Source organism: Chelatococcus sp. XZ-Ab1 (assembly GCF_029309855.1).
Taxonomy (GTDB): domain Bacteria; phylum Pseudomonadota; class Alphaproteobacteria; order Rhizobiales; family Beijerinckiaceae; genus Chelatococcus_A; species Chelatococcus_A sambhunathii.
In genome coordinates, this window is sequence record NZ_JARKII010000001.1 from 178,165 (window position 1) to 194,284 (window position 16,120).

General features: G+C 67.2%; 15 protein-coding genes. 13 read left to right on the forward strand and 2 right to left on the reverse strand.

All coding sequences use genetic code 11. The features are described from left to right. Positions 1–56: 56 nt before the first annotated feature. The gene (gene proC / locus P2T65_RS00875; RefSeq protein ID WP_055457632.1) at positions 57–878 is read right to left on the reverse strand and encodes a pyrroline-5-carboxylate reductase; all 822 of its coding nucleotides are present in this window, start codon (positions 876–878) and stop codon (positions 57–59) included. Between the two features lie 106 nt (positions 879–984). After that, positions 985–1,485 (reverse strand): YbjN domain-containing protein, encoded by a 501-nt coding sequence (locus tag P2T65_RS00880; RefSeq protein ID WP_055457631.1) that lies wholly within the window; start codon positions 1,483–1,485, stop codon positions 985–987. A gap of 588 nt (positions 1,486–2,073) precedes the next feature. Here P2T65_RS00880 and P2T65_RS00885 point away from each other — a divergent pair. From P2T65_RS00885 to P2T65_RS00945, 13 genes are all read left to right on the forward strand, one after another. After that, a complete protein-coding gene (locus tag P2T65_RS00885; RefSeq protein WP_055457630.1) occupies positions 2,074–2,490 on the forward strand; it encodes a DUF2852 domain-containing protein in 417 nt (138 codons plus the stop codon). Between the two features lie 326 nt (positions 2,491–2,816). Next, a complete protein-coding gene (gene tolQ, locus P2T65_RS00890) occupies positions 2,817–3,533 on the forward strand; it encodes a protein TolQ (RefSeq protein WP_055457629.1) in 717 nt (238 codons plus the stop codon). A gap of 26 nt (positions 3,534–3,559) precedes the next feature. After that, positions 3,560–4,033, forward strand: a complete 474-nt coding sequence (locus tag P2T65_RS00895; RefSeq protein ID WP_276199006.1) for a biopolymer transporter ExbD — start codon at positions 3,560–3,562, stop codon at positions 4,031–4,033. A gap of 10 nt (positions 4,034–4,043) precedes the next feature. Further along, complete coding sequence (locus tag P2T65_RS00900; protein ID WP_071924102.1) at positions 4,044–5,123, forward strand: hypothetical protein; 1,080 nt, start codon at positions 4,044–4,046, stop codon at positions 5,121–5,123. 81 nt (positions 5,124–5,204) lie between these two features. Beyond that, positions 5,205–6,533, forward strand: a complete 1,329-nt coding sequence (gene tolB, locus P2T65_RS00905; protein WP_055457626.1) for a Tol-Pal system beta propeller repeat protein TolB — start codon at positions 5,205–5,207, stop codon at positions 6,531–6,533. 169 nt (positions 6,534–6,702) lie between these two features. Then, positions 6,703–7,209 (forward strand): peptidoglycan-associated lipoprotein Pal, encoded by a 507-nt coding sequence (gene pal / locus P2T65_RS00910; protein WP_276199180.1) that lies wholly within the window; start codon positions 6,703–6,705, stop codon positions 7,207–7,209. 124 nt (positions 7,210–7,333) lie between these two features. Next, positions 7,334–8,254 (forward strand): tol-pal system protein YbgF, encoded by a 921-nt coding sequence (ybgF, locus tag P2T65_RS00915; RefSeq protein WP_055457625.1) that lies wholly within the window; start codon positions 7,334–7,336, stop codon positions 8,252–8,254. Positions 8,255–8,320: 66 nt separating this feature from the next. Beyond that, positions 8,321–9,343 carry a tRNA lysidine(34) synthetase TilS gene (gene tilS / locus P2T65_RS00920; protein WP_276199007.1) on the forward strand — a complete coding sequence of 341 codons (1,023 nt, stop codon included), beginning with the start codon at positions 8,321–8,323 and terminating at the stop codon, positions 9,341–9,343. A 140-nt stretch (positions 9,344–9,483) separates the two neighbouring features. Further along, positions 9,484–11,409 carry an ATP-dependent zinc metalloprotease FtsH gene (gene ftsH, locus P2T65_RS00925; protein WP_055457623.1) on the forward strand — a complete coding sequence of 642 codons (1,926 nt, stop codon included), beginning with the start codon at positions 9,484–9,486 and terminating at the stop codon, positions 11,407–11,409. Between the two features lie 186 nt (positions 11,410–11,595). Then, the gene (gene glmM, locus P2T65_RS00930) at positions 11,596–12,939 is read left to right on the forward strand and encodes a phosphoglucosamine mutase (RefSeq protein WP_055457622.1); all 1,344 of its coding nucleotides are present in this window, start codon (positions 11,596–11,598) and stop codon (positions 12,937–12,939) included. A gap of 261 nt (positions 12,940–13,200) precedes the next feature. Continuing rightward, on the forward strand, positions 13,201–14,016 hold the full coding sequence (locus P2T65_RS00935) for an outer membrane beta-barrel protein (protein ID WP_055457621.1): 816 nt from the start codon (positions 13,201–13,203) through the stop codon (positions 14,014–14,016). A gap of 211 nt (positions 14,017–14,227) precedes the next feature. Continuing rightward, a complete protein-coding gene (locus P2T65_RS00940; RefSeq protein WP_055457620.1) occupies positions 14,228–14,914 on the forward strand; it encodes an outer membrane beta-barrel protein in 687 nt (228 codons plus the stop codon). Between the two features lie 75 nt (positions 14,915–14,989). Beyond that, positions 14,990–15,832 (forward strand): outer membrane beta-barrel protein, encoded by an 843-nt coding sequence (locus tag P2T65_RS00945; protein WP_276199008.1) that lies wholly within the window; start codon positions 14,990–14,992, stop codon positions 15,830–15,832. The last annotated feature ends 288 nt before the right edge of the window (positions 15,833–16,120 follow it).

Below are 16,120 nucleotides of genomic sequence, written 5' to 3' on the forward strand. Positions count from 1 at the left end.
ATTGCGCGCCCCGACAGCCCGTCGACGCTGCCGGCGAATGGCGGCCGGCAGCTCTGTCAGCCCGACAGTTCGCCGGCGCGTTTCCTGGCTGCCGCGACGGCCTTCGTCAGCAGCGGCTGCAGCCCGTCCTTCGCCATCAGCACGTCGAGGGCGGCGGCCGTGGTGCCGCCGGGGGAGGTGACGTTCTGGCGCAGCTTGGCGGGGGTGAGCTCCGTCTGGCGCAGCATCTCGCCGGCGCCGACCACCGTGGCGCGGGCGAGCCGGGCGGCGAGGTCCGGCGGCAAGCCGGCGGCGGCGCCCGCTTCGGCAAGGCATTCGGTAAGGTGGAAGACATAAGCTGGGCCCGAGCCGGATACCGCCGTGACCGCATCGATCAGGCTCTCGTCGTCGAGCCATTCGACGGTGCCGACGCCCTTCAGCAGGCTGTCGGCAATGAGGCGCCGCTCGCGGCTGGTCTCGCGGCCGGTGACGGCTGCGGTGACGCCGCGGCGTACGGCCGCCGGCAGGTTCGGCATGGCGCGCACGATGGCGCCGGCGGCGGGCAGGCGTGCGCGCAGGTTGGCGATGGTCTTGCCGGCGAGAATCGAGACGACGAGCGTCCCGGCGCCGGCGAGTCGTGCAATCGTGTCGGCGCTCGCATCGAGCGACTGTGGCTTGATGGCGAGTACGAGGGCGGCCGGCGGCGCGATTTCGGCGAGTGGCGGGTTGAGCCGGAGGCCCTTCTCGCGCGCCAGCGCCGTCAGTTCCTGCGCGGGGTGTGGGTCGAGAATGGTCACGGCCTCCGGCGCCAGGCCATTGGCGAGCCAGCCGTCGAGCATGGCGCCGCCCATCTTGCCGGCGCCGACGAGAACGAGGGTTTCGGGAAATACGAGAGACATCGGGCCCTATCCGAAGAAGATCGACCTGCGCCAAAGGCACAGCCCATGCCCGCCGTTGTAGGCCGCGCGGGCACAACTTGCCACCGCGACCTGTCGGGCTGCGGCGTCAGGCCTCGCCTTCGGTCTCGAACAGGACGCTCTCCAGCGCCTCGCGGGCGCTCTTGCCGGCCCAGAGCACGAACTGGAAGGCCTGGTAGTGCCGCTCGCATGCTTCGAGGGCGGTCCGCAGCATGCTCTCGCACTGGCTGCGCGTCGGTTCAGCGCCGCCACTCAGGAGCAGGGCATGACGGAACATGACGACGTCCTGCGCGCTCCACAGGTCGAAATGCCCGACCCAGAGCTGCTCGTTGATGAGCGCGACGAGTTGCAGCAACTCCGCCTTCCGCCGCTCGGGCACCTTGAGGTCGAAAGCGCAGGCGACATGCACCGCCTCGACGTCCTCGATCCAGGTGAAGGCGATGTGGTATTCCGCCCACACGCCCGCTACCGAAATCGACATCTCGTCGTCTTCGGCCCGGTCGAAAGTCCAGTCGTTGATATTGGCAAGCCGCTCGACGACATCGAGCGGGTGTTCACTGCGTTCGTAATCAAACTCGACGTGGGTCATTGCCGATACCTCGGCTCGCTCGGACGGTTCGGGCAACCGGCCATGACCCCGGCTGCCGTGAAGCAACGCAGTACACGGGCGACGCGACCACGCCGTTGCCGCTATATTTCGAAGAGATATCGCGCCAACGACGTATTCGTTACAGGCATTGATCCAAATAGACCGGAGGCCTGCGACGAATCACCTTTCTCTTCGACTATAGCGCGCCGGAGTCCCGACGCACAGAACACCTTTGAACGCTCGGAGATTCGGGCACGGGCTACAACCGGGGCAACCGGCCTGTCCACAAGCGATGAAGCCTCCCGATGGCGGCCGCAAGCGGGCTTCGTCGGATCGCGCGCCATGGCCGCCGGGTGCACACTGGCACCCCGGTATGCTGGTCCCGGATATTCGCTCCGATCCCTCGTGCGGGAGTCCTGCTGCCGTCGGCGTGCGCGATACGCCAAGAACACAAGGCAGCGCCCGGCGGCAGCGGGCGCCCGATCCGACCAACGACCGCTTTCGCTTGACAAGGCCACGCCCCTTGCCTACCTATGTAAATGTGATTTACATTCACAGCCGATCGACACTCACCGATGGAGCCCAGTCATGCCGATCGCGGCGAAGCTCGACGAGATGGGACGGGGGGCATGGATTGCGCTCACGATCCTCGGCTTTCTCGTCTGGTGGCCTCTCGGCCTGTTTGTCCTGATTTATGCAATGTGGAGCGGACGCATGATGTGCGGAAGAGGCAGTGACCGCTGGGAGCATAAGATGTCGCGCCTGCAGGAGAAGATGGATCGTCTGCGCGCCCGTATGGAAGGCCATGGCGGCTGGACGGGCGGCACCAGCGGTAACCGCGCCTTCGACGAATACCGCGAGGAAACGCTGCGCCGGCTCGAGGAGGAGCAGCGCGAGTTCAAGACCTTCCTCGACAAGCTGCGCTTTGCCAAGGACAAGGCCGAGTTCGACCAGTTCATGGCCGAGCGTCGCCAGCGCCCGCAGCCCGAGGCGCCCGCGGCGTAACGCCGCCTACCTTGCCGAAAGGCCAGCTGCCTTGCGGACGCCCGCCTCATCAGGCGGGCGTTTTCATTTGCCGTTGCCGACCAGCCTTGCCCTCAATGCCGCGCGCCTCGGAAACCCGGCGTTAACCGTGTCGGGGGACTAACTGTGACAACGGCAAGTTGCCCGTTGCGCGGGAAGCGGGGGCCAGGGGCGCCCTCATTTCGACAGATTCGGAAGCGAGTGAGCATCTGCGTGACGCTTCCGGAATTTCGACAGCCTGCCGTTTGCCGTTGACGACGGCGAATGCCGCGGCGCATGCGGCGCGCGAGAGTGCAAAGGACAAGCGAATGGACCCCGCCGAAGTGACGCAAGGTGCCCTGCAGGCTGTGAACGAGGTATCCCTCTGGGGGCTGTTCTGGCAGGCGCATTTCGTCGTCAAGCTCGTGATGCTGGGCCTTCTCGGTGCCTCCATCTGGTCCTGGGCGATCATCGTCGACAAGACGCTGCTGTTCATGCGCACCAAGCGGCAGATGGACCGTTTCGAAGAGGTCTTCTGGTCCGGCCAGTCGCTCGAGGATCTCTATCGCTCGCTCGCGAACCGTCCGGTCTCGGGGATGGGTGCCCTGTTCGTCGCCGCCATGCGCGAGTGGAAGCGCTCCTTCGAGGGCAGCGGCCGGGCGGTCGCGAGCCTTGCCCAGCGCATCGACAAGGTGCTCGATGTGTCGATCCAGCGCGAAGTGGAACGGCTCGAATCGAAGCTGCTCGTGCTCGCCACTATCGGCTCGGCCTCGCCCTTCATCGGCCTGTTCGGTACGGTCTGGGGCATCATGACCTCCTTCCGCTCCATTGCCGCCTCGAAGAATACGAGCCTCGCGGTCGTCGCGCCGGGCATCGCCGAGGCGCTCTTCGCCACGGCCATCGGCCTCTTCGCTGCCATTCCCGCCGTCATCGCCTACAACCGGCTTCAGGCCGAGGCGGCGAAGGCGCAGGGGCGCCTGGAGGGCTTCGCCGACGAGTTCTCCGCCATCCTGTCGCGCCAGATCGACGAGCGCGCGGCTGCCTGACGGGCGAGGAACGAGAGGGAACTGCCATGGCCATGTCCATCGGAGCAGGAGCGGGCGGAGGTGGCCGCGGCCGGGGGGGGGGGGGCCGGGGCGGGGGTGGGCGCCGCGGCCACGGCGCCATGTCCGAGATCAACATGACGCCGTTCATCGACGTCATGCTCGTGCTGCTCATCATCTTCATGGTCGCGGCGCCGCTCCTCACGGTTGGCGTGCCGCTCGACCTGCCCGAGACGGCCGCCAAGCCGATCAACGTCGAGCAGAAGCCGCTGATGCTGTCGATCGACGACAAGGGACGCGTCTTCCTGATGGAGACGCCGCTCGAGGACGGCGAGATCGTCCCCAAGCTGATGGCGGTGGCCAAGGCCGGGGCCGAGGAACGCATCTATATCCGCGGCGCCCGCCAGGTCGACTACGGCCGCGTCGCCCAGGTCATGGCGCTCGTCACCGCTGCCGGCTTCAAGCGCGTTGCGCTGGTGACGGAGCCGGAGCAGCACAGCTGAGGGCGGGACCGTGGCGCTGCGCTTCTTTCGCCAGCAACCGGGTTTGATCGTTTCGGGCGTCGGCCATGCCGCCGTGCTCGTGGCGGGGCTCGTCGCCTTTTCGACGGCGACGCCCTTCGCCGACCAGCAGGAGGCGATTGCCGTAGACGTGATCAGCGAGAGCGATCTGCGCGAACTGACGCGCGGCACGCCGACCGAAAAGAAGGTCGCCGAGAACCCGCGGCCGGTGGTCGACAAGCAGTCGGAGAAGGTCGAGGAGCAGCCGAAGCCAGGCGAGGCGCCGCGTGACGTGCCGGCGCCGCCGTCGCGACCGCAGACAGCCGAGACCGAGCAGCCCGAGACGCCGAAGCCGCCGCCTCCGCCGCCGCCCCCTCCACCCCAGCAGGTCACGCCGCCGAAGCCACAGCCGGCGCCCACTACCGAGACCGCCGAGAAGCAGGCCGAAGAAAAGCCCGAACCCGCCCGGACGGAGCCCGCGCCGCAGCCGCCGAAGCGGCCCGAGATCGCGGACAAGCCGCCCGAGCGCCAGCCGGAACCCAGGAAGCCCGAGCCCAAGCCCGAGCCGAAGCGCGAGGACCTCGCCAAGCTCATCGAGAACACGAAGCCGCAGGAGAGGCCGGCGCCCGCGCGGTCACAGGAGCCGGACCGCAAGTTCAGCCCGAACGACATCCGCAAGCTGCTCGAGAGCAAGGACAAGCCGCAGAACGCCGCAGCGACCGGGCAGGAGGTGAACCGCACCGCCTCGCTCGGCACACGCACCGGGAATGCCGCCAGGCTGTCGCCCGCCGACGCCGATATTCTCGGCGGGATCGTGCGCGAGCAGTTGGCCCAGTGCTGGTCGCCGCCACCGGGTGCCAATCCCGCGGTGAAGCCGATCGTGCGCATGAGCCTCAATCCGGACGGCTCGCTGAGGGCAACGCCGACGCTGGCGAACGCATCCGGCGAGGCCGCATTCCGCTCGGTAGCGGACAGCGCGCTCAGGGCCGTGCGGCGCTGTGCGCCCTTCCGCATTCCCGAGCGCTTCCAGCCCTTCTATGCCGACTGGCAGGAGTGGAATGTCATCCTCGACCCGAGTGAATTCCTGGGCTGACATGGTTTCGCCGTCAGCCTCATCCATAACCAACGCCCCACGAACGTCATGTCTCTCCCGGCAAGAGCCAAGAAAAGCCCGATGATGAAGACCCTGATGGCGCGCCTCGCGCTGCCGCTGATCGCGGCGATGACCCTGGTGCCGGCGGTGCTGACGCCAGCGCGCGCGGAAATCACCATCACGCTCGACCGTGCGAACTTTCAGCCGCTGCCGATCGCCGTCACCAATTTCGGCGGTGACGTCGAATTCGGCGCGCGCATCGCCGAGGTCATCACCGCCAACCTGCGCCGCTGCGGCTATTTCGTGCCGATCGATGCGCAGGCCTTCGTCGAGCCGTCGCCGGCCTTCGACGCCGCGCCCCAGTTCAGTGCCTGGCAGGCGATCAACGCCCAGGCACTGGTGACGGGGAGGGTGACGCGCGAGGGGGGCGGGCGGCTCAAGGCCGAGTTCCGCCTGTGGGATGTCTTCGCCGGCCAGCAGCTCACCGGCCAGCAGTATTTCACCGATCCAAACAACTGGCGGCGCATCGCGCATATCATCTCGGACGCCATCTTCACGCGGATCACCGGCCTCAAGGGCTTCTTCGACACGCGCGTCGTCTTCGTCGACGAATCCGGGCCGAAGGAGGCGCGGCGCAAGCGCCTCGCCATCATGGACCAGGACGGCGCCAACCTGCGCTATCTCACGCGTGGCGAGGACCTCGTCGTCACGCCGCGCTTCTCGCCGGTGGCGCAGGAGATCACCTTCATGTCGCAGCGCACGGGCGAGCAGCCGCACGTGCAGTTGCTCAATCTCGACACCGGCCAGCGCGAGATCGTCGGTAACTTTCCCGACATGACGTCGAGCCCGCGCTTCTCGCCGGACGGCCAGCGCATCGTCATGAGTCTGCAGCAGGGCGGCAATGCCAACATCTACATCATGGACCTGCGCTCGCGCACGACGACCCGCATAACCTCGACCAACGCCATCGACACCTCGCCGTCCTTCTCGCCCGACGGCGCGCGCATCGCCTTCGAATCCGACCGTGGCGGGCGGCAGCAGATCTACGTGATGAACGTCGACGGATCCGACGTGCAGCGCGTTTCCTTCGGCGAGGGCTCCTACGCCCAACCAGTCTGGTCGCCGCGTGGCGACTACATCGCCTTCACGCGACAGAAGGGCGGCACCTTTTCCATCGGCATCATGCGGCCGGATGGTACGGGCGAGCGCATCCTGACCGAAGGCTTCCACAACGAGGGGCCGAGCTGGGCGCCGAACGGCCAGTATCTCATGTTCTGGCGCGATCCTGGCGGGCAGGGCGGCGGCAAGCTCTACATGGTGGACGTGACCGGCCGCGTGGAGGTGCCGGTGCCGACACCGTCCTTCGGCTCCGATCCCGCTTGGTCGCCGCTTCTGACGGACGTGCGCTGACGGCGGCGTTTACCGGCGGTTAACCCCAAAGCGAGCTTTACGGCACCTGTCGCTTTCGGGTCCCTGTCGTCAACCTCTCGTCAAGGTTGACGGCTCATTGATCAGGCTTCGTTCCGCGTCTGTCCGGTGGTCGCCGACAGCCGGAGGTGCGTCAAGGAGTTGTCAGATGATGTCCTCGCTCTTCTCGTCGGGCGGCCTCAAGGTGGCGGCCGCCCTGGCTGCGGCCCTGACGCTGGCCGCCTGCTCGTCCGATCCCAACAAGGACGGCCTCGCCGGTGGTGCGGGTACCGGCGGCTATGCGGCCCCCGGCACTGCCCAGGACTTTGTGGTGAATGTCGGCGATCGCGTCTTCTTCGAAACCGATTCCTCCGATCTGACGCCGACCGCGATCGCGACCTTGAACAAGCAGGCGCAGTGGCTGGCGCAGTATCCGCGCTATACCTTCCTCATCGAGGGCCATGCCGACGAGCGCGGCACGCGCGAGTACAACTTCTCGCTCGGTGCCCGTCGCGCGCAGACGGTGCGCGACTATCTCGCCTCGCGCGGCGTGCCCGCCTCACGCATGCGCACCATCTCCTATGGCAAGGAGCGCCCGGTGGCGGTGTGCAACGACATTTCCTGCTGGTCGCAGAACCGCCGCGCCGTCACGGTGCTCGATGCCGGGGCCGGCGCCTGACAGGTGCTGCCCTCGCCCGACGTGGCGTCTGCGTGGGGAAGGGCCGGTCTGCAGCCATATTGTGGCCGCAACCGGCCTGTTCTGCTAGGCCGACGCGACAAACGCGGCTAACCGAATGCATCGCATGATCCAGACCTTCCGAAGCATCGCCGTCGCGCTCCTCGCGACGGCCGCTGTCATGATCGTCCTGCCCGAAGGCGCACGCGCGCAGGATGCCGCTGACATGTTCGTGCGCCTCAACCGCCTCGAAGGGCAGGTGCGGGAACTCTCGGGCCAGGTCGAGCAGCTGCAGCACCAGAACCGGCAGCTCATGCAAACGCTGCAGCGGTTCCAGGAGGACGTGGAATTCCGCTTCCAGGAAGGGGGCGGGGCTGGTCGCTCCGGCGCCACGACACCGCGCACCCAGCCGGCGCCTGCCCCTGCACCGCAGCGGCGCGGCGATGCCTTCGACCCCACGGCCGCGCCTGCGGCGCCGGGGGCTCCGCGCAATCTCGGCGAGGCGCCGGTGAACACGGCCAACAGCGCCACGGGCGGGGTCGCCATCATCGGCGACGATCCTGCACCCGGTGCCGGCACGCCACTGGACATCAATTCGCTGGCGCGGGAGGCGATGGCGGCTTCTGCGCCGACGGCGCGCAGTGGACCGAGCATCGCTGCGACGGGATCGGCGAACCCGGCGCAGGATTATGAAACGGCCGTCGCACTGCTGCGGCAACGCCAGTATGATGCGGCGGAGATGGGCCTGCGCCAATTTCTCCAGTCACATCCACGCGACCGGCTCGTGCCCGACGCAACCTTTTTTCTCGGCGAAACCTATTACCAGCGCAAGCGCTACAACGAGGCGGCCGAGCAGTATCTGAAGCTCGCCACAGACTATCCCAGTGCCGGCCGTGCCCCCGAGGGGCTGCTCAAGCTCGGACAGGCGCTCAACGCGATCGGCGCCCGCGAGCAGGCCTGCGCCACCTTCGCCGAAGTCACCCGCAAATATCCGCAGGCTCCCGGAGCCGTGCGTCAGGCGGCCGAGCGCGAGCGGGCGCGCTGCTGACCCGTGAACGGGTCCTCGCACGCCAAAGATGAGCCTCTCGCTCCGGACGAGGTCGATGCGGCCTTCTTGAAACTCGTCGACAGCCGCCATCTTCTTCTCGCCGTTTCCGGCGGCCCCGATTCCCTTGCCCTTCTGATCACCATTGCCGGCTGGCTGGACCGTGCCGGACGCAAGCCGCGCGTCAGCGTCGCCACCGTCGACCATGGCCTCAGGGCTGAAAGCGCGGCGGAGGCCGAGGCCGTGGCGCGGATTTCGGCTGGCTTCGGCTTGGCGCACGCGACCCTACGCTGGCATGGCGAGAAACCGGCGCACGGCATCCAGGAAGCGGCCCGTGCGGCGCGCTACCGCCTGCTCGCTGACCATGCCGCCGCGATCGGCGCCGATTGCATCGCCACAGCCCATCACGGCGACGATCAGGCCGAGACCGTGCTGATGCGTCTTGCCGCAGGCAGCGGCATCGCCGGCCTGGCTGCCATGCGACCGCGGGTCGCGGTCGCGCCAAGCCTGTGCCTCGCGCGGCCGTTCATCGCCATTCCCAAGGCGCGTCTCGCGGCGACGGTGACGGCAGCCGGTCTGGTGCCAACGGACGATCCCTCGAACCGCGATCCGACCTACGCGCGGGCGCGGCTGCGCGGCCCCGCGGCGCGAGCTGCTGCCGCTACGCTCGGTTTGACGCGGGAGAGGCTCGTGCGCCTCGCGGCGCGGGCTGCAAGGGCGGATGAGGCCCTCGCGTCGGTCGCGCAGGCCGAGGCGGCCCGGCTCATCCACCCTTTTGCGGAAGGAAATGGGGGTGTCGAAATATTGGCTGAGATCTTTCGCCTGCCGGAGGAGTTGATGCTGCGCGTGCTCGAGCGTGCCATTGCGGAAGCCGCGGGTGGAGCGACCTCGCCGACAATGCCCTTGCGTCTCGAGCGGTTGGAGGCCCTGGCCTCGTCCCTGCGGCGGGTGCAAGCAGCCGGCAGCACCATGCGCGCGACGCTGGCGGGGATGCTCGTTGCGCTCGATGCCGGCGGTCGCGTGCGCATCACGCCCGAACCCCCACGCCGGCGCGGCCGGCGCGCCCCAGAAAAGCCGCCGACATCTGGCTGATACGGAGCTGATACGAACATTCCCTTAAGGGGCCTCTCGGGTTGGGTTTCCCTTGGCAAGGGTTTAGCGCGATCTTAAATTAGCTTGGACATGAGTGCGGCCCGGGTTCCGGTGCCGAAGAACAAAGCGACAGGGAAACGATGAATCCCAATTTTCGTAATTTCGCCCTCTGGGTAGTCATCTTTCTCCTGGTGCTGGCACTGGTCACGCTCTTCCAGAACCCTGGGCAGCGGCAGGCCGCGAACGAAATTCCCTATTCGCAGCTCATCGCCGACGCCGAGAACGGCCGCATCGGCTCCGTGGTGATCTCGGGCCAGAACATCACGGGCACCTATATCGGCGGGGGCGGCACCTTCACCACCTACGCGCCCTACGACCCCAACCTGATCAGCAAGCTGTCGCAGAAGGGCGTGCAGATCACGGCCAAGCCGCCGCAGGATTCCACGCCCTGGTTCATCGCCCTGCTCGTCAACTGGCTGCCGCTGCTTGTCTTCATCGGCGCCTGGATCTTCCTGTCGCGCCAGATGCAGAACGGCGCCGGTCGCGCCATGGGCTTCGGCAAGTCCAAGGCCAAGCTCCTGACCGAGGCGCACGGGCGCGTGACTTTCGAGGACGTCGCCGGCATCGAGGAGGCCAAGGAGGACCTGCAGGAGATCGTGGAGTTCCTCCGCGATCCGCAGAAGTTCCAGCGGCTCGGCGGGCGCATCCCGCGCGGCTGCCTGCTCGTCGGCCCGCCGGGCACCGGCAAGACGCTAACCGCCCGCGCCGTCGCGGGTGAAGCGAACGTGCCTTTCTTCACGATTTCGGGATCGGACTTCGTCGAGATGTTCGTGGGCGTCGGCGCGAGCCGCGTGCGCGACATGTTCGAACAGGCGAAGAAGAACGCGCCCTGCATCATCTTCATCGACGAGATCGACGCGGTTGGCCGCCACCGCGGCGCCGGCCTCGGCGGCGGCAATGACGAGCGCGAGCAGACCCTGAACCAGTTGCTCGTCGAGATGGACGGCTTCGAGGCCAACGAGGGCGTCATCATCATCGCCGCCACCAATCGCCCGGACGTGCTTGATCCGGCTCTCCTGCGCCCCGGTCGCTTCGACCGTCAGATCGTGGTGCCGAACCCGGATGTCGCCGGCCGCGAGAAGATCCTGCGCGTGCACGTGCGTAAGGTGCCGCTCGCTCCGGATGTCGACCTCAAGGTCATCGCCCGCGGCACGCCGGGCTTCTCCGGCGCCGACCTGATGAATCTCGTCAATGAGGCGGCCCTGCTTGCTGCCCGCCGCTCCAAGCGCATCGTCACCATGCGCGAGTTCGAGGACGCCAAGGACAAGGTGATGATGGGCGCCGAGCGCCGCACCCTCGTCATGAGCGAGGAGGAGAAGCGTCTCACCGCCTATCACGAGGCCGGCCACGCCGTGGTTGCCCTCAACGTTCCGGCGACAGACCCGGTACACAAGGCGACCATCATCCCGCGCGGCCGCGCGCTGGGCATGGTCATGCAGCTGCCGGAGCGCGACAAGCTCTCCATGAGCTACGAGCAGATGACCTCGCGCCTCGCCATCATGATGGGCGGCCGCGTGGCAGAGGAACTCGTCTTCGGCAAGGACAAGGTGACCTCCGGCGCTGCCTCCGATATCCAGCAGGCGACCAAGCTCGCCCGCATGATGGTGACGCAGTGGGGCTTCTCCGACGAGCTCGGCACCGTCATGTACGGGGAGAATCAGGACGAGGTCTTCCTCGGCATGTCGGTGGCACGCCAGCAGAACGTCTCGGAGGCGACCGCCCAGAAGATCGATGCCGAGATCCGCCGCTTCGTTGAGGCGGGCTACGCCGAGGCGACCCGCATCCTCAAGGAGAAGGCCGATCAGCTGGAGCTTCTGGCGAAGGGGCTGCTCGAATACGAGACGCTGACAGGCGAGGAAATCCGCGATCTGCTCGACGGCAAGCCACCCGTGCGCGATGCCGGCGAGCCGGCGGCGCCCACGCGCCACTCGCCCGTGCCGTCGGCTGGCTTCAACCGCCCGCGCGGCGAGCCGGACGCCGGCCTCGAGCCGCAGCCGCAGGCCTGATACGCTTACGCCCAACGCAGGCCGAACGGCGCCGTCGGGCGCCGTTCGTCTTTCTGATCGAGCGGCTGTAATCTGCGCTCATACTTTGTGAACAAAGCGCGCGCATCATTGGCCGATGCCGGATGATATATTCGCGCGGGTTCAGATAAGAGTGGCCTCTTCTTGCACGCACCGAGCTCTACGCACATGACACGCAGCTTCTTCGGAACCGACGGCATCCGTGGCCGGGCCAACGGCACCATCACGCCCGAGCTCGCCCTGCGCGTCGGCCAGGCGGCCGGCCTCGTCTTCCATCGCGGCGACTATCGCCACCGTGTCGTCATCGGCAAGGACACGCGCCTGTCCGGCTATATGATCGAATCCGCCCTGCAGGCCGGATTCACCTCGGTCGGCATGGACGTGCTGCTGCTCGGGCCAGTGCCGACACCGGCGGTCGCCATGCTGACGCGCTCCATGCGCTGCGACCTCGGCGTGATGATCTCCGCCTCGCACAATCCGTACGAAGACAACGGCATCAAACTCTTCGGCCCGGACGGCTACAAGCTGTCCGACGAGGTCGAGCGCGAGATCGAGGCTCTGATGACGAGCGATCTGACGAGCCGGCTGGCGCCGCCCGCGGGGCTCGGCCGGGCCAAGCGCATCGAGAGCGTGCACGCGCGCTACATCGAATTTGCCAAGCGCACCCTGCCGCGCCAGCTCGACCTCGAGGGCCTGCGCATCGTCGTCGACTGCGCCAATGGCGCCGCCTACAAGGTTGCGCCCGAGGCGCTGTGGGAACTGGGGGCCGAGGTCATCACCATCGGCGACGAGCCGGACGGCTTCAACATCAATCACGAGGTCGGCTCGACGGCACCGGAGGCGCTGGTGCGCAAGGTACGCGAGACCCGTGCCGACATCGGCATCGCGCTCGACGGCGATGCCGACCGCGTGCTCATCGTCGACGAGAAGGGCCATCTTGTGGACGGCGACCAGCTGATGGCCGTCATCGCCTCGAGCTGGCAGGCTGACGGGCGCCTGTCGAAGCCCGGTATCGTCGCCACCATCATGTCGAACCTCGGCCTCGAGCGCTATCTCGCGGGCCGCGGACTGGAACTCGCCCGCACGGCGGTGGGCGACCGCTACGTGTTGGAGCACATGCGGGCGCACGGCTACAATCTCGGCGGCGAGCAGTCCGGCCACATCATCCTGTCCGACCATACGACGACCGGCGACGGCCTCATCGCGGCCTTGCAACTGCTGGCCGTCCTCAAGGCGCAGGACCGGCCGGTGAGCGAGGTGTGCCACTGCTTTGAGCCGTTGCCTCAGGTGTTGAAGAACGTGCGCTACCGGGACGGCCAGCCGCTGAAGAACGATTCCGTCGCCAATGCCGTCGATGCGGCGCGCGAGCGGCTCGGCAGCAACGGACGCCTGGTGATCCGGCCCTCCGGTACCGAGCCGGTGATCCGCGTGATGGCCGAGGGCGACGACCGCGACCTCGTGGAGCAGGTGGTGGGCGAGGTCTGCGACGCGCTGACGAGGGCCGCCGCCTGACGCCGGCATCGTGCAGGGTCTGCGCACCCGGCAACAGGAGCGAGCGGTCGGCGATGCGGCGGCACGTCCCACCCGTCGAGGGCAAGGAAGGTCGCCGGCCGTCCTCCAGCGCCGTTCCGGCGGCCGCCGCTGTCGATTCATCTTAACGGATCGGTAGGGTTAAGCGTTAGGCTTAAGCGATATTTAACGAGTAGTGCCTAGATTGCCTTCGTCTGCGGTTTTGCGGGCAAGCACGATTTGCCCGGTACGAAGGAAATACTCATGGGCAGCCTGAAATTCATTGCGTGCGCCGGCCTCATGGCCGCCGGGCTCGTCTCCGGCGCCCGGGCGGCCGATCTTCTGCCTGCGCCGGCGCCCCTGCCGGTGCCCGAACCCGTCGCTTTCGGCGGCTGGTATCTCAGAGGCGACATCGGCTTCAGCAACCAGGAAGTCGACAAGCTCGACAACGTGCTCTACGACGCCACCGTCGTGAACATCGACAAGGCCTTCGATGCGGCACCGTTCTTCGGCGTCGGCCTCGGTTACCAGTTCAACAGCTGGTTACGTTTCGACGTCACGGGCGAATATCGCGCCCGGGCGAATTTCCACGGCTACGACGTCTATCCGGCCGGCCCCGGCTATGCCGCGGGCTCCAACAACTATTCGGGCTCGAAGTCCGAATGGCTGTTCCTTGCCAATGCCTATCTCGACCTCGGCACTTGGCACGGCGTGACGCCCTTCGTCGGCGCCGGCGTTGGCGGCTCCTACAACACCATCCACAGCTTCCGCGACGAGAACGTGCCGAACCTCGGTTCGGCCTATGCGCGCGATGCCTCGAAGTGGAACTTCGCCTGGGCGCTCTATGCGGGCCTTGCCTATGCCGTGACGCCGAACTTTACAGTCGAGCTCGGCTATCGCTACGTCAATCTGGGCGATGCGCAGAGCGGCGACATCATCACGTACACGGGCACGAACAACGTGTACAACCCGATGAAGTTCAAGGACCTGTCCTCGCACGACGTGAAGCTCGGCATGCGCTGGATGTTCGGCGGCCCCGTGGTTGCCGAGAGCTACGAGCCGATCGTCGCCAAATACTGATCGGCTGCAGAGCGGGCCATCATCGCAGTTCTAGGAGCGCGGCGTCCTACGCCGCGCTTTCTTTTTGCCGGCCGTCGGCGAAAGGAGTCGAGATCTTCGGTCAACATTCGTTAAGGTTAATGGTCACTTAACTTCTTGGCGGCAAGCTCCCGGCAAATGGTGGTGCCTCCCTTGCCCGCGCCCATTGCGTCCGTCCCGGGAGTATTTCTCGATGCGTCATGCCTTTCTCGTCGCAGCCCTGTCCCTCGTCGTGGCGGCCCCCGTCGCTGCGGCCGAGCTTCCGCCGGCGCCGGTGCTCGATCCCGAGCCGGGGGTGCTGGCGAGCGGGGAGGGTTTCTACCTGCGCGGCGACGTCGGCTACGCCATGCCGATCGACCCCGCGCTGTCCATCAACGGCCTCGGCTACATCGGGGAGCGGCTGGACAAGAACGCCACCTTCGGGCTCGGGCTCGGCTACGACTTCGGTTGGCTGCGGGCGGACGTGACGGGGGATGTCTTCGCCGAGCGCAGCCTCTCGGCCTCCGCCCCGGGCCTTGCCGCCACGGCCAAGCTCAATTCCGTCGCGGTGCTCGCCAATCTCTATGCCGACCTCGGCACGTGGTCCGGCATCACACCCTATGTCGGCGCGGGTGCCGGTCTTGCGGTCAACCGGCTCGGCTCCGTCCGGGAGACCGCGACGGCGACCGGTACGGACATCGCCTATGACGGCGGCACGCGCACCGGATTCGCCTGGGCGCTGATGGCGGGCGCGGCCATCGATATCACCACCTCGCTCAAGTTCGATCTCGGCTATCGCTTCGCCGATCTCGGCAAGGCGCGGGCGGCGGGCGGGGCGGTGCGCGTCGGCGACCTGCGCAGCCACGAGGTGCGCTTCGGCCTGCGCTACACCTTCGATTGAGCGGCATTCGCAACGGAATATTAAGGTTAACGGGCAATGATCGAGGCTGTACTGGAGGTTGGGGAGTTCTGATCGATGCGCGCGCTTCTTCCGGGCCTGGTCATTGGTCTCGGCTGGGCTTTCGCGGCTCCGGCCGCTCATGCTGCCGATCTCGGCGACAGCTGGCTGCGCGGCTCGATGCCCGCCTATGGCGACAGCGAGCCGACCGGCGCCTGGGGCGGCTTCTACATCGGCGTGCAGGGCGGCTATTCCAACGCCAATATCGATTTCGGCACGGCGAACAGCAGCCAGATCGCCTATATCCTGCGCAATCTCTCCGTCGAGCAGGAGCGCCGCATCTCGGGCGCAACGGTGCTGCCGGAGCGCGACGTGCGCGGCGGCAACTACGGCTTTCTCGTCGGCTACAACAGCCAGTGGGAGGATGTGGTCCTCGGCGTCGAGCTCGGCTACACGCGACTCAATCTCGATGCGACGGCTTCGGACAGCAACAGGTTCTGGACGGCCACCAGCAACGGCTACACGTATAATGTCGGGCTGGAATCCAGCGCCCAGGTGAAGCTGACCGACTATCTGACGTTCCGCGGACGCGCCGGCTACGATCTTGGCAATTTCCTGCCCTATGCGACGCTCGGTCTTGCGGTTGGTCGCGCCGATGTGACCCGCAGCGCGAACGTCTATCTGTGCGAGGACACGACGGGCAGCACACCGCCGGCCTGCGCGGCGGGGCTCTACGGCTCGGCCAGCGAGCGCAAGAAGGATACCTATGCGGTCGGCATTGCCGCAGGCCTGGGTCTCGACATTCTCCTGACCGAGAACCTCTTCCTTCGCGGCGAATACGAATATGTCCGGTTCGGCTCGTTCGAGAACGTGAACGCGGATCTCCACACCGTGCGGGGCGCGGTGGCGGCGAAGTTCTGAATGGGGCTTGCGAGGCGCTCACAGGCGAACCTCTGGTCCCCACCGCACCTTCGAGCCCCGGACACACCGCTCACGAGAAGGATGCGGAGCTGATCCGGGGCCTCTGTCATGGCGCCGTCGGCGGTTCCCTGTGCTGGGTCCCCGGGCGGCATACCGCCTCGTCGCATGCGTCCGGGAAACGAGGCCGCTCGTGAGGGAGTGGCGGGAGATCGCCCGACCGCCGACGGTCTCTTTGCCCCCTGCGGCATCGTTGTCCAAATTCCGCCGTTGACGCGGGAGCGGGGCTCG